The 22,853-nt window shown below is 41.0% G+C and carries 22 protein-coding genes and 3 pseudogenes; 5 read left to right on the plus strand and 20 right to left on the minus strand.

Going from position 1 to position 22,853, the window contains the following annotated elements; genetic code table 11:
* Positions 1 to 72: 72 nt before the first annotated feature.
* A pseudogene (locus RMZ95_RS17275) lies at positions 73 to 183 on the plus strand (type II toxin-antitoxin system HicA family toxin); the annotation flags it as partial.
* 43 nt (positions 184 to 226) lie between these two features.
* On the opposite strand, the gene RMZ95_RS17280 reads toward RMZ95_RS17275, so the two are convergent.
* From RMZ95_RS17280 to groES, 4 genes and pseudogenes are all read right to left on the minus strand, one after another.
* Entirely contained in the window at positions 227 to 430 is a 204-nt protein-coding gene (locus RMZ95_RS17280; protein WP_322686728.1) for a DUF4351 domain-containing protein, read from the minus strand.
* A gap of 16 nt (positions 431 to 446) precedes the next feature.
* Positions 447 to 896 (minus strand): annotated as a pseudogene (locus RMZ95_RS17285) (DUF4351 domain-containing protein); the annotation flags it as partial.
* Between the two features lie 620 nt (positions 897 to 1,516).
* The gene (groL, locus tag RMZ95_RS17290; protein ID WP_322686727.1) at positions 1,517 to 3,151 is read right to left on the minus strand and encodes a chaperonin GroEL; all 1,635 of its coding nucleotides are present in this window, start codon (positions 3,149 to 3,151) and stop codon (positions 1,517 to 1,519) included.
* A gap of 133 nt (positions 3,152 to 3,284) precedes the next feature.
* Positions 3,285 to 3,596, minus strand: coding sequence for a co-chaperone GroES (gene groES / locus RMZ95_RS17295; RefSeq protein WP_094348596.1), 312 nt, complete (start codon positions 3,594 to 3,596; stop codon positions 3,285 to 3,287).
* A gap of 301 nt (positions 3,597 to 3,897) precedes the next feature.
* On the opposite strand from groES, the gene RMZ95_RS17300 reads away from it, so the two are divergent.
* Positions 3,898 to 4,092: a hypothetical protein gene (locus tag RMZ95_RS17300; protein WP_322686726.1), complete on the plus strand. Its 195-nt coding sequence runs from the start codon at positions 3,898 to 3,900 to the stop codon at positions 4,090 to 4,092.
* Positions 4,093 to 4,698: 606 nt separating this feature from the next.
* Positions 4,699 to 5,376: a response regulator transcription factor gene (locus RMZ95_RS17305; RefSeq protein WP_012407592.1), complete on the plus strand. Its 678-nt coding sequence runs from the start codon at positions 4,699 to 4,701 to the stop codon at positions 5,374 to 5,376.
* Between the two features lie 70 nt (positions 5,377 to 5,446).
* Here the strand turns inward: RMZ95_RS17305 and RMZ95_RS17310 are convergent, their stop codons facing one another.
* The 3 genes from RMZ95_RS17310 to RMZ95_RS17320 all read right to left on the minus strand — a co-directional run bounded on the left by RMZ95_RS17310 (position 5,447) and on the right by RMZ95_RS17320 (position 8,579).
* Positions 5,447 to 5,755 (minus strand): NIL domain-containing protein, encoded by a 309-nt coding sequence (locus RMZ95_RS17310; protein ID WP_322669699.1) that lies wholly within the window; start codon positions 5,753 to 5,755, stop codon positions 5,447 to 5,449.
* A 255-nt stretch (positions 5,756 to 6,010) separates the two neighbouring features.
* The gene (locus RMZ95_RS17315; RefSeq protein ID WP_322686725.1) at positions 6,011 to 7,405 is read right to left on the minus strand and encodes an ATP-binding protein; all 1,395 of its coding nucleotides are present in this window, start codon (positions 7,403 to 7,405) and stop codon (positions 6,011 to 6,013) included.
* 196 nt (positions 7,406 to 7,601) lie between these two features.
* The gene (locus tag RMZ95_RS17320; protein WP_322686724.1) at positions 7,602 to 8,579 is read right to left on the minus strand and encodes a chemotaxis response regulator protein-glutamate methylesterase; all 978 of its coding nucleotides are present in this window, start codon (positions 8,577 to 8,579) and stop codon (positions 7,602 to 7,604) included.
* A 271-nt stretch (positions 8,580 to 8,850) separates the two neighbouring features.
* On the opposite strand from RMZ95_RS17320, the gene RMZ95_RS17325 reads away from it, so the two are divergent.
* Positions 8,851 to 9,252 carry a hypothetical protein gene (locus RMZ95_RS17325; protein WP_322686723.1) on the plus strand — a complete coding sequence of 134 codons (402 nt, stop codon included), beginning with the start codon at positions 8,851 to 8,853 and terminating at the stop codon, positions 9,250 to 9,252.
* A 239-nt stretch (positions 9,253 to 9,491) separates the two neighbouring features.
* Here RMZ95_RS17325 and RMZ95_RS17330 read toward each other — a convergent pair whose 3' ends face one another.
* The 12 genes and pseudogenes from RMZ95_RS17330 to RMZ95_RS17385 form a co-directional block, all read right to left on the minus strand.
* On the minus strand, positions 9,492 to 11,750 hold the full coding sequence (locus tag RMZ95_RS17330; RefSeq protein WP_322686722.1) for a hybrid sensor histidine kinase/response regulator: 2,259 nt from the start codon (positions 11,748 to 11,750) through the stop codon (positions 9,492 to 9,494).
* A gap of 51 nt (positions 11,751 to 11,801) precedes the next feature.
* Positions 11,802 to 11,981 carry a hypothetical protein gene (locus tag RMZ95_RS17335; protein WP_322686721.1) on the minus strand — a complete coding sequence of 60 codons (180 nt, stop codon included), beginning with the start codon at positions 11,979 to 11,981 and terminating at the stop codon, positions 11,802 to 11,804.
* A 147-nt stretch (positions 11,982 to 12,128) separates the two neighbouring features.
* Positions 12,129 to 12,842, minus strand: a complete 714-nt coding sequence (locus RMZ95_RS17340; protein ID WP_322686720.1) for a chemotaxis protein CheW — start codon at positions 12,840 to 12,842, stop codon at positions 12,129 to 12,131.
* A gap of 9 nt (positions 12,843 to 12,851) precedes the next feature.
* Positions 12,852 to 14,618: a methyl-accepting chemotaxis protein gene (locus RMZ95_RS17345; RefSeq protein ID WP_322686719.1), complete on the minus strand. Its 1,767-nt coding sequence runs from the start codon at positions 14,616 to 14,618 to the stop codon at positions 12,852 to 12,854.
* 181 nt (positions 14,619 to 14,799) lie between these two features.
* A complete protein-coding gene (locus tag RMZ95_RS17350; protein ID WP_322686718.1) occupies positions 14,800 to 16,464 on the minus strand; it encodes a methyl-accepting chemotaxis protein in 1,665 nt (554 codons plus the stop codon).
* Positions 16,465 to 17,068: 604 nt separating this feature from the next.
* The gene (locus RMZ95_RS17355) at positions 17,069 to 18,340 is read right to left on the minus strand and encodes a CheR family methyltransferase (RefSeq protein WP_322686717.1); all 1,272 of its coding nucleotides are present in this window, start codon (positions 18,338 to 18,340) and stop codon (positions 17,069 to 17,071) included.
* A 21-nt stretch (positions 18,341 to 18,361) separates the two neighbouring features.
* On the minus strand, positions 18,362 to 18,838 hold the full coding sequence (locus RMZ95_RS17360; protein ID WP_322686716.1) for a chemotaxis protein CheW: 477 nt from the start codon (positions 18,836 to 18,838) through the stop codon (positions 18,362 to 18,364).
* Between the two features lie 251 nt (positions 18,839 to 19,089).
* Positions 19,090 to 19,209: pseudogene (locus tag RMZ95_RS17365) on the minus strand (amino acid--tRNA ligase-related protein); the annotation flags it as partial.
* A 44-nt stretch (positions 19,210 to 19,253) separates the two neighbouring features.
* Entirely contained in the window at positions 19,254 to 19,622 is a 369-nt protein-coding gene (locus RMZ95_RS17370) for a type II toxin-antitoxin system PemK/MazF family toxin (protein ID WP_322669709.1), read from the minus strand.
* Entirely contained in the window at positions 19,616 to 19,846 is a 231-nt protein-coding gene (locus RMZ95_RS17375; protein WP_229456950.1) for a DUF2281 domain-containing protein, read from the minus strand. Before RMZ95_RS17375 ends, RMZ95_RS17370 begins: the two co-directional genes overlap by 7 nt.
* Positions 19,847 to 19,929: 83 nt before the next feature.
* Positions 19,930 to 21,321 carry an asparagine--tRNA ligase gene (asnS, locus tag RMZ95_RS17380; RefSeq protein ID WP_322686715.1) on the minus strand — a complete coding sequence of 464 codons (1,392 nt, stop codon included), beginning with the start codon at positions 21,319 to 21,321 and terminating at the stop codon, positions 19,930 to 19,932.
* 2 nt (positions 21,322 to 21,323) lie between these two features.
* A complete protein-coding gene (locus RMZ95_RS17385) occupies positions 21,324 to 21,686 on the minus strand; it encodes a hypothetical protein (protein ID WP_322686714.1) in 363 nt (120 codons plus the stop codon).
* 118 nt (positions 21,687 to 21,804) lie between these two features.
* On the opposite strand from RMZ95_RS17385, the gene RMZ95_RS17390 reads away from it, so the two are divergent.
* Positions 21,805 to 22,083, plus strand: coding sequence for a DUF6439 family protein (locus RMZ95_RS17390; protein WP_322669712.1), 279 nt, complete (start codon positions 21,805 to 21,807; stop codon positions 22,081 to 22,083).
* A 68-nt stretch (positions 22,084 to 22,151) separates the two neighbouring features.
* Here the strand turns inward: RMZ95_RS17390 and RMZ95_RS17395 are convergent, their stop codons facing one another.
* Positions 22,152 to 22,601: an anti-sigma regulatory factor gene (locus tag RMZ95_RS17395; protein ID WP_322669713.1), complete on the minus strand. Its 450-nt coding sequence runs from the start codon at positions 22,599 to 22,601 to the stop codon at positions 22,152 to 22,154.
* Positions 22,602 to 22,853 lie beyond the last annotated feature (252 nt).

Here is a 22,853-nt window from a genome sequence, read left to right on the forward strand (position 1 = left end):
TGGATTAACATCGGAGCTTAATCGTAAGTGATTTACCGGACATGATATGAAATCTAGTTTAATCCTGAAACTAATCGTTACACTACTATTCCCAATCATTCTGGTGATATGCCAGAAGGAACATTACGTGCAATTTTAAAGCAAGCTGGTATTGAACCTGAAGATTTTATTAACCGCTCTTAGTAATAAAGGACGTTTATATTCATTTTGATTAAGCTTGTTTTTACTATTCTAACCAAGCTATCAAATCAGCAACTTCAGAAAAATCAAGCAACTCTTCGCCCAACTCCTCTAACTGTTCAGTAGATAAATTTTTAACCTGCTCAACTAATGATACATCAATATCATCAAAGCGCCGTTTAAGCTGACGACTAATCAATTTAAACGCTTCTTTTTGAACGATATCTTGATAAATTACAGACTCTTCCATATTATCTGCAAAAATTTTAGTCCCTCTTCTGCTCGTCTAACCAAGCTACTAAATCAGCAACTTCAGAAAAATCAAGCAACTCTTCGCCCAACTCCTCTAACTGTTCAGCAGATAAATTCCTAACCTGCTCAATTAATGATCCATCACTATCACTAAAACGCCGTTTAAGTAGACGACTTATTAATTTAAACGCTTCTTTTTAAACGATATCTTGATAAATTACAGACTCTTTCATAATATCCTCCCGCAAAAATTGCCGAATCAAATCCTTATCAAACCGCAAACCCACCAGAATTTCTACACAACCCGCAATATTTTGTCGCTCCTCCCTATCTGAAATTGTAGCGACTTGTTCAGCTACTTGTACCAGTAAAGTTTGCGGCGAGTCAGTTCACGTCAAACTTGCTAAAAGTGAAGTATTTACTAGAAATGTTGCTAAGTCTTGCTCCCATAGGCGAACTACACGAATGAAATTGCTTGAGTTTATAAAAATTACAAAAAGCAGCTACTTTTTGATACAAGTAGCTGCTTTGAGAGATAAAAGATAGTAACAAATAAACTATTTAAACGTAGAAAAGTTGGTTGTATAAAAATAAGGTATTAACATCTAAGAATCTTGCCCAATGTAGGATAGAGTAGTCTAACAATCGTATTCTTCTTTCCACGTCGAGAGGTATATAGGGACTTGTTGATAATTGTTGTCTAAATTTACTTGTAATAGATGTTAATTTACAAGCATCACCATATCTCAAATACACAAGCTGATCTCGTATATCCGAACTTAGACTTTTATCATTATCAACTGCATCAATAAAATCTTCTAATCTTTGATTGATATTTTTTCTAGCATAACTTGCTTGTGTTTCTAAGATGTAATTCATGGTGAATGTGATTTATTAAATATTGATATTATAACTGTTATTTTTATACTGTTTATTCATTAGCAGAATATTTGTACTACTATTTTCGCGCCCTTTGTGTTCTAGTCTGCTGCAACGGCTTCACCAACCAAGCGCGTTTCAAACAAAAAAACAGCTGCATCTATTAGGAAGCAGCCGTTTTCACAAATTATGTAACTACAAAGTATTAGTAATCGAAGTCGCCACCGCCAGCACCAGCACCAGCAGGAGCGCTATCTTTAGGTTCGGGCTTGTCAACTATAATACATTCGGTTGTCAACACCATACCAGCGATGGAAGCAGCGTTTTGCAGAGCAGAACGAGTCACCTTGGCAGGGTCAACAATACCAGCCGCTAACAAATCAACAAACTCGTTGGTTGCAGCGTTGTAACCAATATTGAAGTCTTTTTCTTTCACGCGTTCAGCAATAACAGCACCATTCTGACCGGCATTTTCAGCAATCCGCTTCAGAGGTGCGGGTAAGGCACGAACGACAATCAAAGCACCAATCAACTCTTCATCCTTAAGGTTGCTCTTTGCCCACTCTTCCAAGTCGGGAGCCAGGTGAGCCAGAGTTGTACCACCACCAGGAACGATACCTTCTTCTACAGCAGCTTTGGTGGCGTTGATAGCGTCTTCTAGGCGCAGTTTCTTATCTTTCATTTCGGTTTCGGTTGCTGCACCAACTTTTACTACAGCAACACCACCAGAGAGTTTAGCAAGACGCTCTTGTAATTTCTCTTTGTCGTAAGAAGATTCGGTTTCATCGATTTGACGACGAATCTGTTCGACACGAGCCTTAACAGCAGCTTCGTTACCTTCGGCAACAATTGTAGTGCTGTCCTTGGTGATAGTGATCCGGCGAGCTTTACCCAGGCTATCCAGCTTGGTGTTATCTAGCTTCAAACCAGCATCTTCGGTAACTAGTTGACCACCAGTTAAAACGGCGATATCTTCTAATAGTGCTTTGCGGCGATCGCCAAAGCCAGGAGCCTTAACAGCAGCCACGTTGAGTACGCCGCGCAAACGGTTTACTACCAAGGTTGCCAAAGCTTCTTTTTCAATATCTTCGGCGATAATTACCAAAGGACGACCAGCACGAGCTACTTGCTCTAACACTGGTACAAGGTCTTGTACCAAAGCAATTTTCTTATCAGTCAACAGTAGGAAAGGTTCATCAAAAACCGCTTCCATCCGTTCAGCATCGGTAGCGAAATAAGGAGAGATGTAGCCTTTATCAAAGCGCATCCCTTCAGTGATTTCCAACTCGGTGAACATAGATTTCCCTTCTTCTAGGGAAATTACGCCTTCCTTACCCACCTTGTCCATTGCTTGGGCAATCATCTGACCAACTTCTTCGTCGTTACCAGCCGAGATCGCACCAACTTGGGCAATGGCTTTGGAATCTTCCACTGGACGGGCGTGTTCAGCAATTTTTTCTACCAGGAAGCTGGCAGCTTTGTCAATACCACGCTTCAGTGAAATCGCGTTAGCACCAGCTGCAACGTTCCGCAAGCCTTCTTTGACGATCGCATGAGCTAATACGGTAGCGGTGGTAGTACCATCGCCCGCAGCATCATTGGTCTTAGAAGCAGCTTGACGAATCAGAGCTACACCAGTGTTTTCAATGTGGTCTTCTAATTCGATTTCTTTGGCGATCGTTACACCGTCATTGACGATTTGCGGTGCGCCAAACTTCTTTTCTAGGACTACGTTACGACCTTTGGGGCCAAGGGTAACAGCTACAGCCTCAGCCAGGATGTCAATGCCTCGTTCTAAGGCGCGACGGGCGTTTTCGTTGTAGATAATGCGCTTTGCCATAATTTATTGTTAGTTGTCCTTTGTCATTTGTCATTTGTCTTTTGTTCTACCCTTCGGGAAGCCGCCCGGAGGGCATCTACGTCATTTGTCATTTGTCCTTTGTCATTGGCTAATGACTAATGACCAATGACCACTAGATAACAACTGCTAAAATATCTTTTTCAGAAAGCAGTACATATTCTTCAGTGCCGAGCTTGATGTCAGTGCCAGCGTACTTAGAGTACAGCACCTTATCGCCGACTTTAATTTCTAATTCCTGACGGTTTCCGTCGTCATTACGCTTGCCAGGGCCAAGAGCCACTACTTCCCCTACTTGGGGCTTTTCCTTGGCGGTATCGGGCAAATACAGACCACCTGCGGTCTTCTCCTCAGAGGCGCTCACTTTTACGAAAACGCGATCGCCTAAAGGTTTAACTGTAGAAACGCTTAGAGATAAAGCTGCCATAATTATTTTCTCCAGAGTTTAGCACTCTCAACTCCTGAGTGCTAATTTACCGAAAATTGGCGTCCAATGGCAAGAATGCCTTGAGTACGGGTTCCCGAACTAGAAGGTCATAGATGTACTTAAGTATAAATGCTTAATTATTTATACCTTGCGGGTTTTGTTCTGTAAGTTACGAAGAGAGTAGGGAGTGGAGAATTAAGAGTTATGAAAATTCTTCCCTATTCCCCATTCCCTACTCTCCAGTCAACTTTATTTGCAAAGCTTGCAAATTGTTATGGAACTGTAATCAGGGAGCCACTCGATGAGTAACAATACAGTGACAGCGATCCAGTCCAACCATCAAATCCCTAAAAAAACTCAATCTTTGGAACATGAGACCCTGAGTAATTGTGTAGAAAGTTTAGGACTTGCAAAAATTCAGCGAGACATTTTTATTTGCGCTGACCAGGCAATTGCTGCTCAAAACGAGCTAGTCTGGAATTCTGGGATTACTTAAAAAAGCGACTTAAAGATTTAAAACTCGATGAGCCGTACTAAAGTCATTCTATTTGCGTCTATAAAACTAAAGCCAACTGCTTGCGTGTTTCTGGTTCTAGATCCATAATGGTGATTTACCCTGATGGTGTCTGGTATCGCCAAGCAAACCCGGAAGTTACTCTGCGGATCGTCCGAGAACACTGAATAGGTAATAAGGTGGTAGAAGAATATGCGTTTTCAATCCATCTTTTGCCTGAAACTTCCCTAGTTTCTTGTGAACACCTCATAGAGGCTTAACAACGAAAGGATATGGTATAGCAGTAGGCTTTAAGAAAGTGCGGGTTGGTTTTGAGGTAGGGTCATCTTTAAGCCAATACTTACTTGTCAGTCCGAAAGATTATTATTTAATCAGTGTTTTTTACCCCGCCCCTTTCAAAGCGATATATAATAGCGCATTATAGATACTACTGCTATACGTATCCTTGCTGGACTTTTGCTATCGAGCTACTAGTCTATTGAAAGTGCTCGGCATTTTTGAGACTTCGAGACAGCAAAGGCAAGTTAAGTAGGAAAAAGGACAACATCTCGAATAACCCACCATAGAGGATAAATATTCAAGACTTTGATGGACCGAAGCGCGACAAGTGCCACTGCTATGAAAGAGCCCAGCATGAAAGATCACAAACGACTTCTATTGATTGATGATGACCCTAACCTCATCTTGCTGGTGAAGGATTACTTAGAATTCCGGGGATATGAAGTCATCACCGCTGAAAATGGACGTGAAGCTCTGGAAATTTTAGAGCAAGATGTTCCAGACATGATCATCTGCGATGTGATGATGCCGGAAATGGACGGATATACTTTTGTGGAACAAGTCCGGCAAAACGAACGCACCAGCTGGATTCCGGTTCTTTTCCTTTCAGCTAAGGGACAAAGTGCAGACCGAGTTAAAGGTCTGAACAAAGGTGCTGATGTTTATATGGTCAAGCCCTTTGAACCAGAAGAACTCGTAGCGCAAGTTGAGTCCTCGCTGAAACAAACTATCCGTTGGAAAGAACACCAAGCTAAAGGAGGCGAAAACGGTTCCCGCATCCAGGTTCCCTTCGATGTGCAATTAACCCCAACCGAACTGAAAGTAGTCCAGTTCGTTGCTAGGGGTTTAGCTAACCGGGAAATTGCTGAAGAACTAAATGTTAGTCAGCGCACAGTTGAAAGCCATGTGTCCAATATGTTGGGCAAAACCAATCTCCACAACCGCACTGAACTAGCGCGGTGGGCGATTGAAAATCAAATGGCCTAAACAAAGTTAAGAGTTAAAAGTTAGGAGTTATGAATTTTTTAATTCCTAACTCCTAACTCCTAACTAATATTTACCAACCATCTTCTTCAGGGCTGGATTGGTGCAAAACTTCTAAATCCAGTTCATCCAGGTAAGTCAAGGCACTTTCAATCTGGGAAACAGTGCCCCGTAGTTCCAGATCAAAGCAGCTATATTGTGGCACGTTTGCGCTTATCTCGGCAGTAGCAATAATTACTGTGATCCCATAGTGAGAAACCAGTCGTGAAATGACTGGTTCCTCATGCAAGTCTTTAGGAATACGAACCTGGATGCGAGTTTGGGTGCGTCTATTATCTAAAATATCAGTATTATATTTTACTTGTTTATTTGGAATTGCCATTCTAGCTTCCTATTCGACTTCTGGGATGAGGGTTTGGCTTTGTACGACTTCTTTTAACACTAGCGTTACTCATCCTATGCACGCAAACAGTAGCAAATGATTCATAATTCATCATCAAGATTCGATGAGATGAATTATGGATTACTATAAAAGTGCGATCGCATTTAAGTGGATTATAAATTTATTAAGTTATAAGTTAACTTTGTTGAAAGATAAATAAACCTTTTGGAGAATAATTCTACGATTAAATTTTAATCAAGTGTTGCTTTTACTATTAACGTTTAATGCTATTGGAATTTCAATTGTAAATTCCGTTCCATGAGCAAGTTCAGACTTTAGCTGGATATTTCCCTGATGTTTCTCAATAATTTGATGGCTAATTGCTAAACCTAGTCCCGTTCCTTTGTTGATAGGTTTAGTTGTAAAAAAAGGATCGAATATCTTGCTTTGAATCTCGGAATCTATTCCATCACCGTTATCTCTAAATGTAATTATGACTGTTTCTAATTTAGTTACTTCAGTTTGAATTACAATTTGCTTTTGGATCTGATTATCTAGCTCTAGTAAAGCATCAATGCCATTACTAAGGATATTCATGAATACTTGGTTTAGTTGTGCTGGATAACATTGAACTGATGGGAGATTTCCATATTTTTTAATAATTTCAATTTTTGGTTGTAGTCGATGATTTAAAAATAATAAAGTACTTTCAATACCTTCATGAATATTCACAGCTTTTTTCTCTGACTGATCGAGTCGAGAAAAGTTTTTTAGCGATAGCACGATGTCACGAATCCGATCGGTTCCTATCCTCATGGATGAAAGAATTTTTGGTAAATCATCGCTGATGAAATCAATATTAAAGTCACCAAATTTTTCTTCAAATAAAGAATACGAATCTGGATGTTCTTGTTGATATAGTTGGATTAAATTTAAAAGACAGTTTACATGGTTATGCAGATGATTAAAATTACCGTGAATAAAATTAACAGGATTATTAATTTCGTGCGCTAAACCTGCAACCATCCGACCCAAGCTAGACATTTTCTCTGTCTGGATCAATTGAACTTGGGTAGTTTGTAATTCTCGTAAGGTATTTTCTAACTGTTGTGCTTGAAGTTGGGCAGTAGCAGTTGCAGTAGTGAGTGCTTTGAGGTTATTGTAAGCTTTGGAATGATAACGAATGCGGGCAATTAACTCAACTGGATCTGGTAATTTGATTAAGTAGTCATTAGCGCCTTCAGTAAAAGCTTCTGCTTTGAGCTTTGCTTCTTCTTTACTGGATAACATGACTATTGGTACATCACGAGTTACTGGATGAGAGCGAAACCAACGCAGTAACATTAATCCATCGATATCTGGCATGATCATATCCAAAAAGATCACCGTTGGTTCTATGGCGATCGCATCTTGAATAGCCTGAGCCGGATTGCTTGTATAGTGAAGGGAAATATCTGTTTCTGTCGCAACCATCCGACGGAAGGCTTCGCTGATAATTACCTGATCGTCAATTAGCAAAAGTCTGACTGTAGATATTTTGGCATTCAGAATAAATGGGGCAGCTTGTGGAGTTTGTGGTTGACTCCAGTTTGGTGATAATCTTGCTGTCTTTGGAGATATTTCTAAGAGTCCTGTTTCTTGCAGGTTCATTTAGTACCTCTAAATAGGTCTTTGTTTTTAATACTACAAACTAGCCAGTTAAATCTACTAATCGGCCATTGTCGCAATTATATCTCAGTATCGCAATGTGTTAGTGTTTTGCAATACTTCGTAAAGGTGTTTTAAGTATCTGCTTTCATACACATAGGTTTGTTTAAAGTATAAAATAACACTGCTTAATTAAGCATTATGCCGTAAAGTTGATGCAGGCTGATGCGATCGCCTCAACTGGCAAAACCTCTACCGCAGCTTTTAATTCCACTGCTACTTTCGGCATCCCATAAACAATGCAAGTTTTGCGATCTTGAGCAATAGTATGCCAACCTGCTTCGCGCAATTGTTTTAAGCCTTGAGCGCCATCTCCACCCATCCCCGTTAGCAACGCCCCAATCCCCTTTCCAGTCCAATTTTTAGCCACACTCTTGAAGAAAACATCAACTGATGGACTATAGAAAAAATGTAGTGGTTCTTTGTCATAGCCAAAGGTGAGGTTGGGACGCATCACTAAATGAAGATTTGTGCCAGCAAGCAGAACTTTACCAGGCTGTGGTGTAGAACCTGCGATCGCAATTTGCACAGGCAGAGGAATTTGCTCATTCAACCAGGCGGCAAAACCTTGGACAAATTGGGCATCTATATGCTGAACAACAACCACCGCCGCCGGAAAGTCTTGGGGAAATTGGCAGAGAATAGTTTTCAATGCCTGGGGCCCACCAGTGGAAGCCCCGATAACGATTAGAGGTGGAAGTGATTTTGAGTGATGGACAGGGGGCGATCGCCGATGTGAAGATTTGCCAATTAAGCGGGCGATTGTGGCAATTTTATTTATTAACCCATCATCACCTAAGATTGGCGTATTTATGGCATCCAAGGCTCCATAGCCCATTGCTTCAAAAACCTTAGCTGCATAGCGATTAACGCTAGCTGTTACCATCACAATCGCGCAGGGAGATTGCCTCATGATATGCCGTGTAGCTTCTACTCCATCCATACTGGGCATCAGCACATCCATCAAAATCAAGTCAGGAGTATCAGCCGCACACTTGCTCACAGCTTCCGCACCATCGTAGGCAACCCACGCCAGCTTATAACCTGGTATTTTTACCACAGCCCGCCGCAGTACCTCTACAGCCATTAACATATCGTTAGCGATCGCAATTCTCACAAATTATGACATTTCTCCAAAATAACGCGACAAATACAACAGATAAAAACCCAGATTAAATCTAGGATCAGCCCTTTCAAGGTGGTGAAATTTAAAACGAAAATTGGTAATTTCAATATTCAAAAAGCCCAAAATCTCGGCGGAGGATTCAAAATGGTAGGACTGAAACAATGTATCTTTGTTCGTCACCTTGAAAGGGCTAGTCCTATATAATTTAAATGCCTTTGCCATATAGTCAAAACTCCAGTTTATAAAGCATAAGGAGTAACCAATGAAGCACTTTACTCTGTTTACTTTTCTGTATCTAGCAGCGGGAGCTTGCCTAACAGCGATCTTCTTTGGAAATTCTGACATCACTCCAAACATTAAAACAATTCTGCTAATTAATGCTGGACTGTTATACCTTACCTCTGTCCTAAGTACTTTTCCATTTTGGCGCAATCGCGTACTACAAAGCGAAGCGAGACTGCGCGATAAACCTGCTTGGGATCGGAATATTGTGATGATTCTACCAATATTCATCATTGTATTGATGCTTGTTATAACCATCCCCGACCTGGTGAATCACAACTGGACAACTCCGGTAATCGCCAGAGCATCTGTAGGGCTACTAGTCATCCTACTTAATGCAGAACAACTTTTTATTAGAAACCAAATTCGGCAAGAATCCTGATTACTAGACAGACAGTACAAGGAGATGGATAAGATTTTTTGTTAATGCGTAAGTCCTAGATTAAGCCCTTTCAAGGTGGTGAAATTTGAAACGAGAATTGCTAATTTCAACATTCAAAAAGCCCAAAATCTGAGCGGAGGATTTAAAATGGCAGCACTGAAACAACGTATCTTCGTTTGTCACCTTGAAAGTGCTAGTCCTAAAATCTTACTTTCTTAATTACGAATTACGAATTATTATCAAGCCTCTCCAATTAAATCAATCACCGCCTTTAACAGAGTGTCATCATGAAAGCTGCTCTTAGTTAAGTAGTAGTCTGCACCTGCTTCTAATCCTTGCAGTCGGTCTTCTTCCCGGTCTTTGTAAGAAACAATAATCACGGGTGTTTGCTTCAACTTGGCATGAGTTTTGATCTGGCTGGTGAGTTCAAAGCCGTTCATCCGGGGCATATCAATATCTGTCACCACCAAGTCATAATCGCCACTGCGGATTGCATTCCAACCATCAATGCCATTAACCGCTACTTCCGCTTTGTAACCGTTGTTTTCTAAGAGTTTGCGCTCCATTTCGCGGACAGTGATTGAATCATCCACCACTAATACTCGCTTGTAAGTTTTGGTAACTGCCTGATGAGCAGACTGATTTACCTGAGAAAGTTGTCCGCTGGAAAACACCTTCGCAATAGAACGTACCAAATCTTCAACATCGACAATCAACACTGGCGAACCATCATCCATCAGGGCAGCGGCGCTAATGTTGGCGACTTTACCAAGACGGGGATCTAAGGGTCGGACAACCAAATTGCACTCACCGAGAAACCGATCTACAACTAATCCGTAACGATTGAGGCGATCGCTAATCACAATAACTGATAGCGATTCTATATTTACCGCAGGCGAGGCTAACTCTAAAACTTGACTTGCTAAAATCAACTCCACAGGTTGATTATTCATCAGGAAAAATGGGCGATTTTCCGATACAGCAATCTTAGACTTCGATAATATCAACACCTGTTCAATGCGCGTTAGCCCAAAAGCATAGGGTTCGCCAGCAATTTCTACCAACAGGGTGCGAATCACAGATAACGTCAATGGTAACTGCAAGTGAAAGGTCATACCCCTTCCCAACACAGAAACCGCCCGTAGTGTGCCGCCAACTTCCCGCACTGTGCTATGGGCGATATCCAGCCCCACACCTCTACCCGAAATTTCGGTGACAGTTTGGGTTGTGGAGAAACCAGGCAAAAACAGGAATTCCATCAACTCAACTTCGGTAAGTTGGGCTGCCATTTCCGGGTTTGTCAGTTGTTTGCTGATGACAACTTGGCGCAAAAACTCGATATCGATTCCCCGTCCATCATCTGCAACGGTGATAAACAGCATTCCGGCGCGATGGGTAACTTCAATCCGAATAATTCCTTCTTCTGGCTTTCCTGCTGCTAGACGTTCCTGGGGCAATTCAATGCCATGATCGATCGCATTCCGCAGGATATGAGTTAATGGAGCTTCCAGACGTTCTAAAATATCTCGATCTACCAAAGTAGATTTCCCGACGATTTCCAGTTTCACCCGTTTACTCAATTGTCTAGCTAAGTCGCGCACCATTCGCGGAAATCCCTGTCCCCCATCTGCAAAGGAACACATTCGAGTAGCAATAACTTCCTGATATAAGCGCTGGGAAAGGTTAGCAGAACGCTGAGAAAATTGTTCCAGTTCGTTTTGGCGATCGCTCATCATCTGATAACATTCGTGAGCTTTTTGATGAGTTGCGCTCAAGGTTTCCTTAATTTGCCGATCCAGATGATACTTGCCCAATAACTCCTGCAACTTCTCCAGTAAGTTGGACAATTCCCCCTGATTGCTTCTCAGTTTCAGCAAAGAGTTAGCAAATGGTTCTAATAAATTCGCCTCAACTAAAGACTCTCCTGCTAAACCCATTAAGCGATTCAAATTTTCAGTACTCATTCGCACCGCCCGATTTTGGGTGATGCCCAGTTCTTCTAATGGGGATGGGGAAATCAGGGTTGTCTGTTGGTTGTCTTCTAACTGCGCTGTTGTGATTAGGGGATGAATTTCTGTAGAGGTTGCCTCTGGAGTTAGGATATTAGCGATCGCACTTATCAATGATTGAATGCCAACATCTTCTAACAGCTGTAAATTTGGGTTGGCTGTAACCATTTGAGCTATCCGCAAGAGCATATCTACCCCTTGCAGCAATACATCAATGCGATCGGCAGTTAAGGTAACTTTTCCCTCTTGAGCCGCCACAAAGCAGTCTTCCATGACGTGAGCAAGGTTGACAGCCGGATCGATTTGGACAATTCGCGCAGCGCCTTTGATGCAATGGGCTGCGCGCATTAAAGCTGCCAGTTCTTCTTGGGGATCGGGCTTAGTTTCCAGTGCCAACAGGCGATCGTTCAATACCACAACTTGGGCTTTTACTTCCATGTTGAATAAATCAAGCAAGGAAAGATTGCTGACATCAAATTCTTCTAACATTACTACACCTTCCTAGAACACCGATTCATTAATCCTGGAAGAACCTCTCCCTCAACCCCTCTCCTCATAAGCTACGGTGGCGTACACAAGTCTCTTAATCTGCACCTTTGATGCATCGCCCTGCACGTTTGTTGTATTGACTCGCACGTTTGTTGCATCGCCCTGCACGTTTGTTGTATCGACTCGCACCTTTGTTGCATCGCCCTGCACATTTGTTGTATCGACTCGCACCTTTGTTGCATCGACCTACAAAAATTAACCCACCCTACATTCCGCAGCAACTTTAAAAGACTTGTGTACACCACCGTAGCCTACGACGAGAGGGGAGTTTAGCTCCCCCTTCCCTTGTATGGAAGGGTTGGGGGGTTAGGTCTTTGATTACAGCACCTTCCTAGCTAAGGTGGTAAATAACAATTCATCATCCAAATAGCTGACACTGTGGGATCGCTCCATTTGCGCGCCAGGTTGCCAGTGAAATAACCCTTTTGTATAAGTTTGAGTCAGACTCTTAGGCGGATCTTGTAACTCATCCCGGTGAAATCGGTGTACTCCATAAAGCTCATCGACACCAAACACCCAAGTTTTATCTGCCTTTTCCAGCACCACCATGCGCGAATACACTACTGGACTGAGCGTTTGTACTGCTGTATCGGCAGTTTCCAGATTCAACAAATCGCTCAAAGAAATACACAATAGTAATTCGCCTCGGATACTTACCAATCCGCGCAAGATTTGGTTGCTGCGATGCGGTATGGTATGAACCACGTTCGCAGGAGAAATTTCTTTGAAGATTTGGGCAGAAAGTGCCAGCCATTCCCGTTGCAGACGAAAAATCACAACCGTGATTTGAGTTGTGGCTAAAGTATGGGATATCTGGGAATTTTCATCAGTTCTAGATTTAGCCAGTAACTCAGTCCACTGATGGCGATAATCTTCAGGTATGGAGCGCTCTAGCAAATAGCGTCCAGCAGTAGAGTAAACGGGACAATTGCGGCAATGGGTATAAGTGGCTAATTGGGGACAGGAGCGATCGCCCTCAATGCCGATAAAATTCCAACAACGTTCAATATTTAATGGCGTAGCGGGGTTCATAAGGGCTGCTCAAGAGAATTGGTGCAGGGGTATAATGTCTTCTGTTTTCACCTGAAAGCGGGCAATCTCTTGACGCAATCCCTGCGCTACTTGGTTAAGTTGGGTTATGGCATGATTAATTTCCCGCAAGGAATCCGTACTTTGCACGGAGGTAGTACTCAACTGCACCATCGTCTCACTAATTTGTTGCGCTCCCACAGATTGGGTTTCCATAGCCTGGTTGACAAACTCAAATCGCGGATTCAGGTCTTGCACTTGCTGGATAATTTGCCCAACCTGTGTACTAATACTGGCAACATCTTCTATATTCCGCCCAACTTCTGCGGCAAACTTGTCCATCTCCATCACACCTGTAGAGACTGACGATTGCATCTGCTTCACCATCTGCTCAATATCGAGGGTAGCAACGGCGGTTTGATCTGCTAGTCGGCGAATTTCTCTAGCAACGACAGCAAAGCCCAAGCCATACTCTCCAGCTTTTTCGGCTTCGATCGCCGCATTTAACGACAGCAGATTCGTTTGGTCTGCCACCTTGGTAATTGTGACGACGATAGTATTAATGCTATTTGCCTTTTCGCTAATTACTCCCAATCGAGCTGCGATCGCATTAGTGGCTTCTGCTAACTGCCGCATAGTGGTTTCCATCCGCACTATGTCTTTTTGGCTATCATTGGCTGCTGTCGTTGTGATTTGGGAAATAGTCGCAACTTGTTCCATTGCACTGACTAATTCCCTAGAGGTAGCGGAAATTTCTTTAGTAGCGGCAGCCACCTCATTAGTTGAGGCTACTTGCTCAATGAGCGTCCCTTCTAATTGTTTACCTGAAGCTGCTATTTGAGTCGCTGAGGAAGTAACCTGTATGCCTGAATGCTGTACCTGACGAATCAGAGTGTTCAGATTCTGAGTCATAGTTTGGAAAGCTGTTAAGAGTGTATTCATTTCATCTTTGCTGTTGGAGTCAGCCGCAATTTTAGTTGTTAAGTTTCCCAGAGAAATTTGCTCTGCAACTCTAATAACACTAAAAATCTGAGAAGTAATTTGTCGAGCGATTACAAACCCAAGAATAATCGCAGTTATCGGGCCAATAGCAATTCCTACAGAAATCCAGAAAATACTGCGACCCACATTCTGTTCGACTTCTTTTTGTGTATCTGATATGAAATTTTCATTGAAATTTACAACTTTTTTTGCTTGTTTTATAGTTATTTTAAATAATGCTTCTTCCCGTTTTTTTATATCAGAATCAATTTGATTGCGTAACTCAAACACCTTTTGAATATTAACTGGTATAGCTTTTTGTTGTCCTTGAATAATTAATTCAAGCTGTTTTTTCCAAGGATTCTTAACTCCATCTTGATTTATTTTTTGCTCAAATTGTAATAATTGTTCATGGACTTTTTTCCAATTTTCCAAGTTTTCTTTAAGTAAATTATACTCTTTTAATTCTTCTTCAGTGGATGGAGTTGCGTCGTACTGTGCAATACCTTCGTTAATCTGTTTCCAAGCGTTCTGGATTTCAGCGATCGCACTCTCTCTTTCACTAACAGTAATTTCAGGATTAAATAATAATCGTTGTGCGGATTGAATTTGTGTTTGGCCTTCCTTAATCTTCCATACCCCAGACAAGCTGGGGATGTCATTCAAGGTTAGTGAGTTAATTGACTGATTTAACTCGTTGGTAACGAACCATGCCACCAAGGCCATTACGAATACAATCAGTCCTATGAATAAAAATGAACCGATCAACCGTGTTTGCAAGGTGATGTTCTTGAACATTGGATATCCTACTGTTCCTCTGCTGCTGTAAAATTCATTCGTTTATTAGAATTCCCAAATCACAAGCAAGATGAACAGTTTGTATTTTTATTTTTAAACAAATTATTAAGTAGGTAGTTTAGTTCAGAAACTAGATTTTACTGACGATCTAAAAGTATTGAAATATTTCCTCAATTGTTGATTAAATTGATTGCTGAGGAATTAAACTAGAATATTCTGTTTTCACCTGAAAGCGGGCAATCTCTTGACGTAATCCTTGAGCAACTTGATTGAGTTGAGCGATCGCACTATTAATTTCTCGCAGAGAATCGGCTGTTTGCACTGAAGTACTACTCAACTGCACCATCGCATCACTAATTTGTTGCGCTCCCACTGACTGGATTTCCATACCTTGGTTCACAGACTCAAAGTGAGGGGCCATGTCTTGCACTTGTTGGATAATTTGCCCAATTTGAGAACTAATGCTGGCAACATCTTCTACACTTCGTCCAACTTCAGCAGCAAATTTGTCCATCTCCATCACACCTGTAGAGACTGACGATTGCATCTGTTTTACCATCTGTTCAATGTCGAGAGTAGCAACAGCAGTTTGATCTGCCAGCCGGCGGATTTCTCTAGCAACAACCGCAAAACCCAAACCATATTCTCCAGCTTTCTCGGCTTCAATAGCAGCATTTAACGACAGTAGATTTGTCTGATCTGCCACTTTCGTAATCGTGACAACAATGTTGTTAATGTTATTCGCCTTTTCGCTAATTACTCCCAGTCGAGCAGCGATCGCATTGGTGGCTTCTACCAACTGCCGCATAGTGGCTTCCATACGAACCAAATCTTTTTGGCTAGTGCTAGCAGCCGTCGTCGTGATTTGTGAGGTAGTCGCAACTTGTTCCATAGTATTTACCAGTTCCCTAGAAGTTGCAGCAATTTCTTTAGCAGTAGCAGTTACCTCATTCGTAGAGGCTACTTGTTCAGAAATTGTCGCTTCTAATTGTTTACCAGAAGCGGCAATTTGAGTAGCCGAAGTAGTTACCTGAATACCTGAATTTTGCACCTGACGGACAAGAGTATTGAGGTTAGCAATCATGTTTTTCAATGCAGCCATTAACTTGCCAATTTCATCATCTGAGGTAACTTCAACCTGGGTTGTCAAATCACCGGCAGAAACCTGTTCTGCTAGACTAAATGCTGACTGCAAAGAGCGACTCAAGGAAAGACTGAGAATGCGGACAATAACCAGTGAAACAATGAATGCAACAATCATAATACAGAAGAAAGTAGCGAAATTAACGAAATTTGCAAATGCCTGAAATTGACTTGCTTGCTTTTGCCTCTCTTCTAAAAGTTGCCCTTCTGTTTGCAGCATCTCAATAAGCTTTTGTCTGATTGCATCCATAATATTTTTACCTTTATCTGAAAGAATCAGAGCTAGTACTTCTTGCTCTTTACCAGCTTTTTTGAGAGCGATCGTTGTTTCTAACTCGCTCATCTTTTCTTGGGATAACTCCTCAAATTTATCTAAACTCTGGACTTGCTTTTGATTGTCTGAAATTTTTTGTCTTAAATATTTAAATTTATCCTTCAGGTTATTTCTAGCAATTTCATAAGGCTCTAAATATTGTTGTTTGTTTGTAATAATAAATCCTCTTTGGCCAGTTTCAGCATCAACTAAAATTTTTTCAATTTCTTTTAAATCCAATTTAACTGAATAGGTATGCGTTACTAAAGTAGCAGAATTAGCTAGAGAATCGTTTGCTGATTTAGACACAAAACTAGCAATACCTGTTAAGATAACAATGATTCCAAATCCACCAATGACAAATTGATTAATTCTAATTCCTTGTTGCATATATTTTTGATGTTTGACTTTTTCCAAATAGGTGTATTAGGTAAAATGCGGAAGTCAGCTTTTAAAATTGGATAACTATTTCCACCACGCTATACTAAACCACATCTATTTTGAGAACCATATTTTTCAAGTAGTGTGAGTATCTTGCTTCCTGCTGATATTAGCGGACAAGATGTCCGCACTACTCCAAGTTTCCAAATGGATGAGGTTTTAATGTACGTTTCTGGATGGATAAGAATTGCTTGAGGTTTACCCAATTCGCCAATTATATTTTTTGCAAAAGTAAATTTTGCCAGAGGCAGATGAAGGTTATATAGCAAAACAGTTCAGAATGAGCAACAAAACACTTGTAGAGACGGCGATTTATCGCGTCTCGAAAACCCAAAATTGTTGCCAGTAACCCTTAACTAAACCAGATTGGGTTATACGGTTAGGCTCATATAGATATAAGCCTTTATGACTGATTAATTTGTTGTAAATATTTTTGAACATGATGTCAAAAGTCTTTTGAAATACTTGCAATTCTTAGAGTTCCCAGATCGTAAACGAGATTAACAGTTTGCATATTCAATTTTGAAACAAATTATTAAGCGCTATCCTGATTTCACTTCTTCTTTAGTCGGTGAATTCGCTGCCAAAGGATGTTTGCGCTACCATTATTTCCTTGATGTTCTCTGAGTAATGCCAAATGAATAAGTGCCTCTTCATGGGTAGGTTGCAGGTAGATTGCTTTTTGAAAAGATTGTTCCGCCTGCTCATTTTGTGCCATTGCTTGCTGTACCTGACCAAGTAGAAGATACGCTTCAATACTGACCTGATTTTGGTTCAGATAGTCATTGCATAATTTAGCAGCCTCATTCAATTGACCTTGATTAGCTAAGTTTCTGGCTGTTTCTAACAAATTTTCCTTCAGGTCTTTTGGTAATATGGGGTTTTGAGGAGGAAGATTCAATCTCGGTTGTGCGGCAAACTTGGAATGGTTTTTGTTGGGTAGTTGTCGCTTGTTGAGAACATCGATATTTTTGCTTGTAAAGTCTTGTTTGTGAAGATTGGGATGATGATTTTTGCGAATATTTTCGCACGCTGGGGACTTTCGATGAGCAACTACTGAATCTTGACGAACTGAAACAAATTCAGTTTTCGATAATAACCAAGCTTCAGCATGTCCAACAAATAGCAAACCTTGCGGGTTTAGCAACCTTTTTAGAACTCCAATAGTATGTACCTTGGTAGCACTATCAAAGTAAATCAGCAGGTTACGACAAAAGACAATATCATAGGGCGGCGTACCCAATAAAAAATCGGTATCTACTAAGTTACTGTGCAGAAAATTCACCATACATTTTACCTGTTCGCACAGGCGATATCCTGCCTCAGTTGCCTGAAAATAGCCCTCTTGAAACGATTGGCTATTGCCGCGAAACGAGTATTGATGGTAGATTGCTCGTTGCACTTTTAGTAGGCACTTGTTGCTAATATCAACAGCATCGATGTGAATGTTCGTCGGATTTAATCCTGCTTCCAAAAGAGCGATCGCAATGGAATATGGTTCTTCACCCGTTGCACAAGGTACACTCAAAACCCGCAGTACATTTTGGGGATTTTTTGGCAACCACTCAGATAATACGTAATGCTTTAGAAACGCAAAGGATTCTGGTTCTCGAAAAAACCAAGTTTCTGGAACAATTACGCTGTCAATCAGTGCTTCCCATTCCTGGGTAGATCCCTGTAACTTACCTAGATAGTGGGCAATATCCGTGATGCCGCAATCTGCCATGCGTTGATAAATTGCACTAGCGATCGCATCAGCACCAATAGAATTTGCATCTAAACCAATCTTGCTTTTTAGTAAAGCTTGAATAACAGATTGTGCCATTTATAGAGTCTTCAGACCAATCTAAAATCTAGTATTGTGATGACTTTCTGGCAAGAGATTGACTTGCTGCGCTTCTGACAACAAGTACTCAATGCGAAGGCACTGAATCATCCCTCGATCATCTACAATCATTTTGCCCAAATATGGCGCTGTATCTATCTGAATATTGGGATCGACAAATTCAGACTCAGACTGATGTAATGTTTCTACAACTTGTTCTGTCATCAAACCCAAAATATAGGGAGCCTGAAGTTCTGTATTATTACTTCCCCAATAATTGACTAGGACAATTCTAGTACTCAGATACTCACTGGAGGGTTTACCACGCATCAACTGACATAAATCAATTACTGGTACAATGCGTCCGCGATAGTTAAAAACACCAGCGATATGCTCAGGCTGGTGGGGCAAACTTTTGAGTACAACAAGTGGTATTACTTCTATAACCTGTCGGCTTTCTATGGCATATCGCTCATTCCCAATATTGAGAAGTAGCATTAACACTAATTTACATCTCCATTGCTAACTTTGATGTTCCTTGTCGGCTATGCAAGACACCTATCCTACGATGTCTAGTAATAGTAGGTTGGATTGACGCAAGGAAACCCAAGACTAACAAATTTAATTTTTATCAGCAATACATGATACCCATTCTTGAAAGCTGCTATGTATGACAATATCTGTAAATTTATTGCCGAAAACTTCAAAAATTACTTGTAGACGTGATTTATAATCGCCTGGGTTTCAAACTAAAACTCAGTACTTTGTGGTGTACGCGGAAACGGAATTACATCACGAATATTTCTTATACCCGTCATCAATTGCACGAGTCATTCAAAACCCAACCCAAAACCCGTATGGGGAACAGTTCAATAACTATATAAATAAATGATCTGAGAATACCTAATATTTATCAATCATTATCATTGTTCATAATCCTTAACCCAAGGATAGTACATAAAGCTATTGCCAATTCATCTAAATAATTATCATCCAAATGACCAATCACTCTGATAATTCTTGATTTATCAACAACCCGAAGTTGCTCACAAAGCACAACAGAATCTTGGTTTAAACCACCGATGCCAGCAGGTACAAACACATGAGAGGGTAAAATAGCACGTCTAATTTTTGAGGTGAATGGTGCGATAATGGTATGGGGACTAACAGCATTTGCCCGATCAATTTGCACTACTACGACAGGTCTAATCCCTGCTTGTTCTGTACCAATAACAGGATTTAGATCGCACAAAACTACATCTCCTCTTGAGATATCTACCACTGGATTTCTCCACGCGCCAAGCGTTCTTCATAATCTTCTAAATTAGATAAATATTCTGAAAAATCTGATTCTACTATTTCTAACGACTCGCTAAACTGAAGCCATAGTTCCCAGTTTTTACCGCTATGCTTCATTAATAGGAAGTCGATAAAATCACTTACTTCCTGAACTAAAGCTTCTGGCATTTGCCGGATTTTACCAATAGTTTGGTCTTGTATGCTCATGATAAATATTCTCAGATGGATTTCTGTTTATCCACAAAAGTCAAAAACCTGGCGATTAGAAATGGCCAGGTCTAAAATTTAAACTAAAACTCAGCACTTTGGGGTGTACGCGGGAACGGAATCACATCACGAATATTTCCCATACCAGTCATAAATTGCACGAGTCGTTCAAAACCTAGTCCAAAACCCGCATGAGGAACAGTACCATAACGACGCAAATCAAGATACCACCACAAGTCTTCTGGGTTTAATCCTTGCGCTAACACACGGCGTTCTAGAACTTCTAAACGTTCTTCGCGCTGAGAACCGCCGACAATTTCGCCAATTTTCGGTGCGAGAATATCCATTGCGCGGACGGTTTTTTCATCGTCGTTTAAGCGCATATAAAAGGCTTTGATTTGCGCTGGGTAATCTGTGACAATTACTGGCTTTTTAAACTGTTGTTCAGCTAGGTAGCGTTCGTGTTCTGATTGTAAATCTAAACCCCAACTCACTGGATATTCAAATTTAACATCAGCTTTTTCTAAAAGTTTGATGGCTTCTGTATAAGTTAACCGTTCAAACTGATTATTAATAATATTTTCGGCTGTCGCTAACACAGATTTATCAATGCGTTCATTAAAAAATTCCATATCTTCTGGGCAGGTTTCCAACACATATTTAAAAATGTATTTGAGAAAAGCCTCAGCCAAATCCATATCGCCTTCTAAGTCACAAAAAGCCATTTCTGGCTCAACCATCCAAAATTCTGCTAGGTGACGGGAGGTGTTGGAATTTTCTGCACGGAAGGTAGGGCCAAATGTGTAGACGTTAGAAAACGCCATCGCCATAACTTCCGCTTCCAACTGGCCGCTAACTGTTAAATATGTGGGTTTAGCAAAAAAGTCTTGGCTGTAATCTACTGCTTGGTTTTCTGTGCGGGGAATATTCTTTAAATCTAAACTGGTAACGCTAAACAATTCACCCGCGCCTTCGCAATCGCTAGCAGTAATAATGGGTGTGTGTACCCACAAAAAGCCTCTTTCTTGGAAAAATTGGTGAATTGCTGTCGAACAAGCATTTCTGACACGGAAAACTGCACCAAAGGAATTAGTTCGCGATCGCAAATGTCCAATGGTTCGCAGAAACTCAAAGGAATGGCGTTTCTTTTGCAGGGGATATGTATCGGGATCGGCTTCCCCGTAAACTTTCACGGACTCGGCTTTCAACTCAATCCGTTGTCCTTTACCAAGAGAAGCCACTAGTACCCCTGTTGTCTCAACAGCAGCACCCGTATTCAATTTTTTCAATATAGCTTCGTAATCTGGCAAATCCTGATTAATGACGACTTGCAAATTAGCTAGTGATGAGCCGTCATTGACTTCAATAAAAGCAAACCCTTTGGACTCGCGCTTCGTCCGCACCCAGCCTTGCACTTGGAGGGACTCATCAGGTTGGCCACTTCGCAATATTTCTGCAATCCGTCGATTTACCATATTTACCCAGCATAAGACTTTAATATCCAGCCTATGATAACGCCCATTCCACCAAAGCGGACGACTTGCCAGAAAGGTTTTTTGAGGCTACGCCAAGAAAATAACTGGCTTTCTAAGTTCACTTCTAGCCTTTCTAACTGCTGTTGAATGTGCCGTAACTCTGCTTTGATTTCTGGTGTCTGAGATTTATTGTGCTTTAGTCGATCCCTATGCTGTTGCCATTGTGCCTGTTGTTGGCGATCGCGTTGCACTCGATCGTAACGTTCTTTTAAGGATAGGAGCGATCGCTCTACTTCCTCTAATTCTTGTTCAAAATCTGGTTCGGGATTTTCTGCTGACGGCTGTGATTGTTTTGGCGGCTTCATTTACAAGTAGTAAACTAAAATTAAATATTAATCAATTGTCATTAGTCATTAGTCATTTGTAATTTTTCAAAGGACGAAGGACAAAGGACGAAGGACAAAAGACAAAGGACTCATAATTATGTCTCAATCTACTCAGCTGCCTAAAACCAGTCAACTGAATGAATTTAGTACTCTGGAACTAGCTCAAGCCCTCATGGAAAGGCTGACTATTTCCCCTAACGATTGGCATCGCCTCAAGTCTAACCGCAATTCCCGCGCTAATGAACAAGTGGCAGCAGCTATTGTGTATCTTTTAAAGAATCAGCCAGAAGAAGCTCAAGCTAGATTACAACAAGCAGTTGGTTGGTTAGATCGCTCCATTTCTGCCCCTCCCTGTCAAACTCACGGAAAAAGTTAAAAGTTAAGAGTTAGGAGTTATGAATTATTATTCAACTCCTAACTTTTAACTCCTAACTCCTAACTAAGTTACCGCCGCAGAGATAATCCCCGGCGATTTTCCATTTGTTTACAAAGTCTCAATTCTGTGCCTTTTCGGTTCCACTCTACCCGATCAAAAATTTGATGTAGAAGACATAAACCACGACCATTTTCTGACTCATCTGGTGGAAGATAGTCTGTTGGTTCTTCATTACTAGTAGATGAAGGAGTAAAACCACTACCCTGGTCTGATATTATCCACCAATATTGATTATCTATTACGGAAAAACGAACTACAACTGTTTTACTCGGATCGAGATTATTACCATGTTTAGCTGCGTTGACTAGGGCTTCTTGAAGTCCTAGCCGCAGTTCTGCTTGTAATCTTGCTGGAATTTCTGCCAACAATAAGTCTAATATGGGACAAAGGTAGAGGGTTGAGGCAAAACTAATAGTGCCCCAATAACGTCCAACTGGACGGAGTGAAATAGTAATCACAAGAGAAACCCCATAGCTTTCAGTTAGCTAGACATCAGTTTGCTATTACAGTCACCCTGATAAAACTTGAGGTGGTCATGCTGCCTTCAAACTTGCGTCTTTAAAACTAAATTTTGAAAATGCTAGGGAGCATTGGCTCTATAACTATGAATTGCGATTGTTTAGATATATCGGCTGGAAGAAATTTGATAATGAGGTCAGCAAATTAAGAATATGCTGTTAATTTTAGAGAGTATTGGCATACTCTAATTA

Source organism: Nostoc sp. DedQUE07 (assembly GCF_034530975.2).
GTDB lineage: Bacteria > Cyanobacteriota > Cyanobacteriia > Cyanobacteriales > Nostocaceae > Nostoc.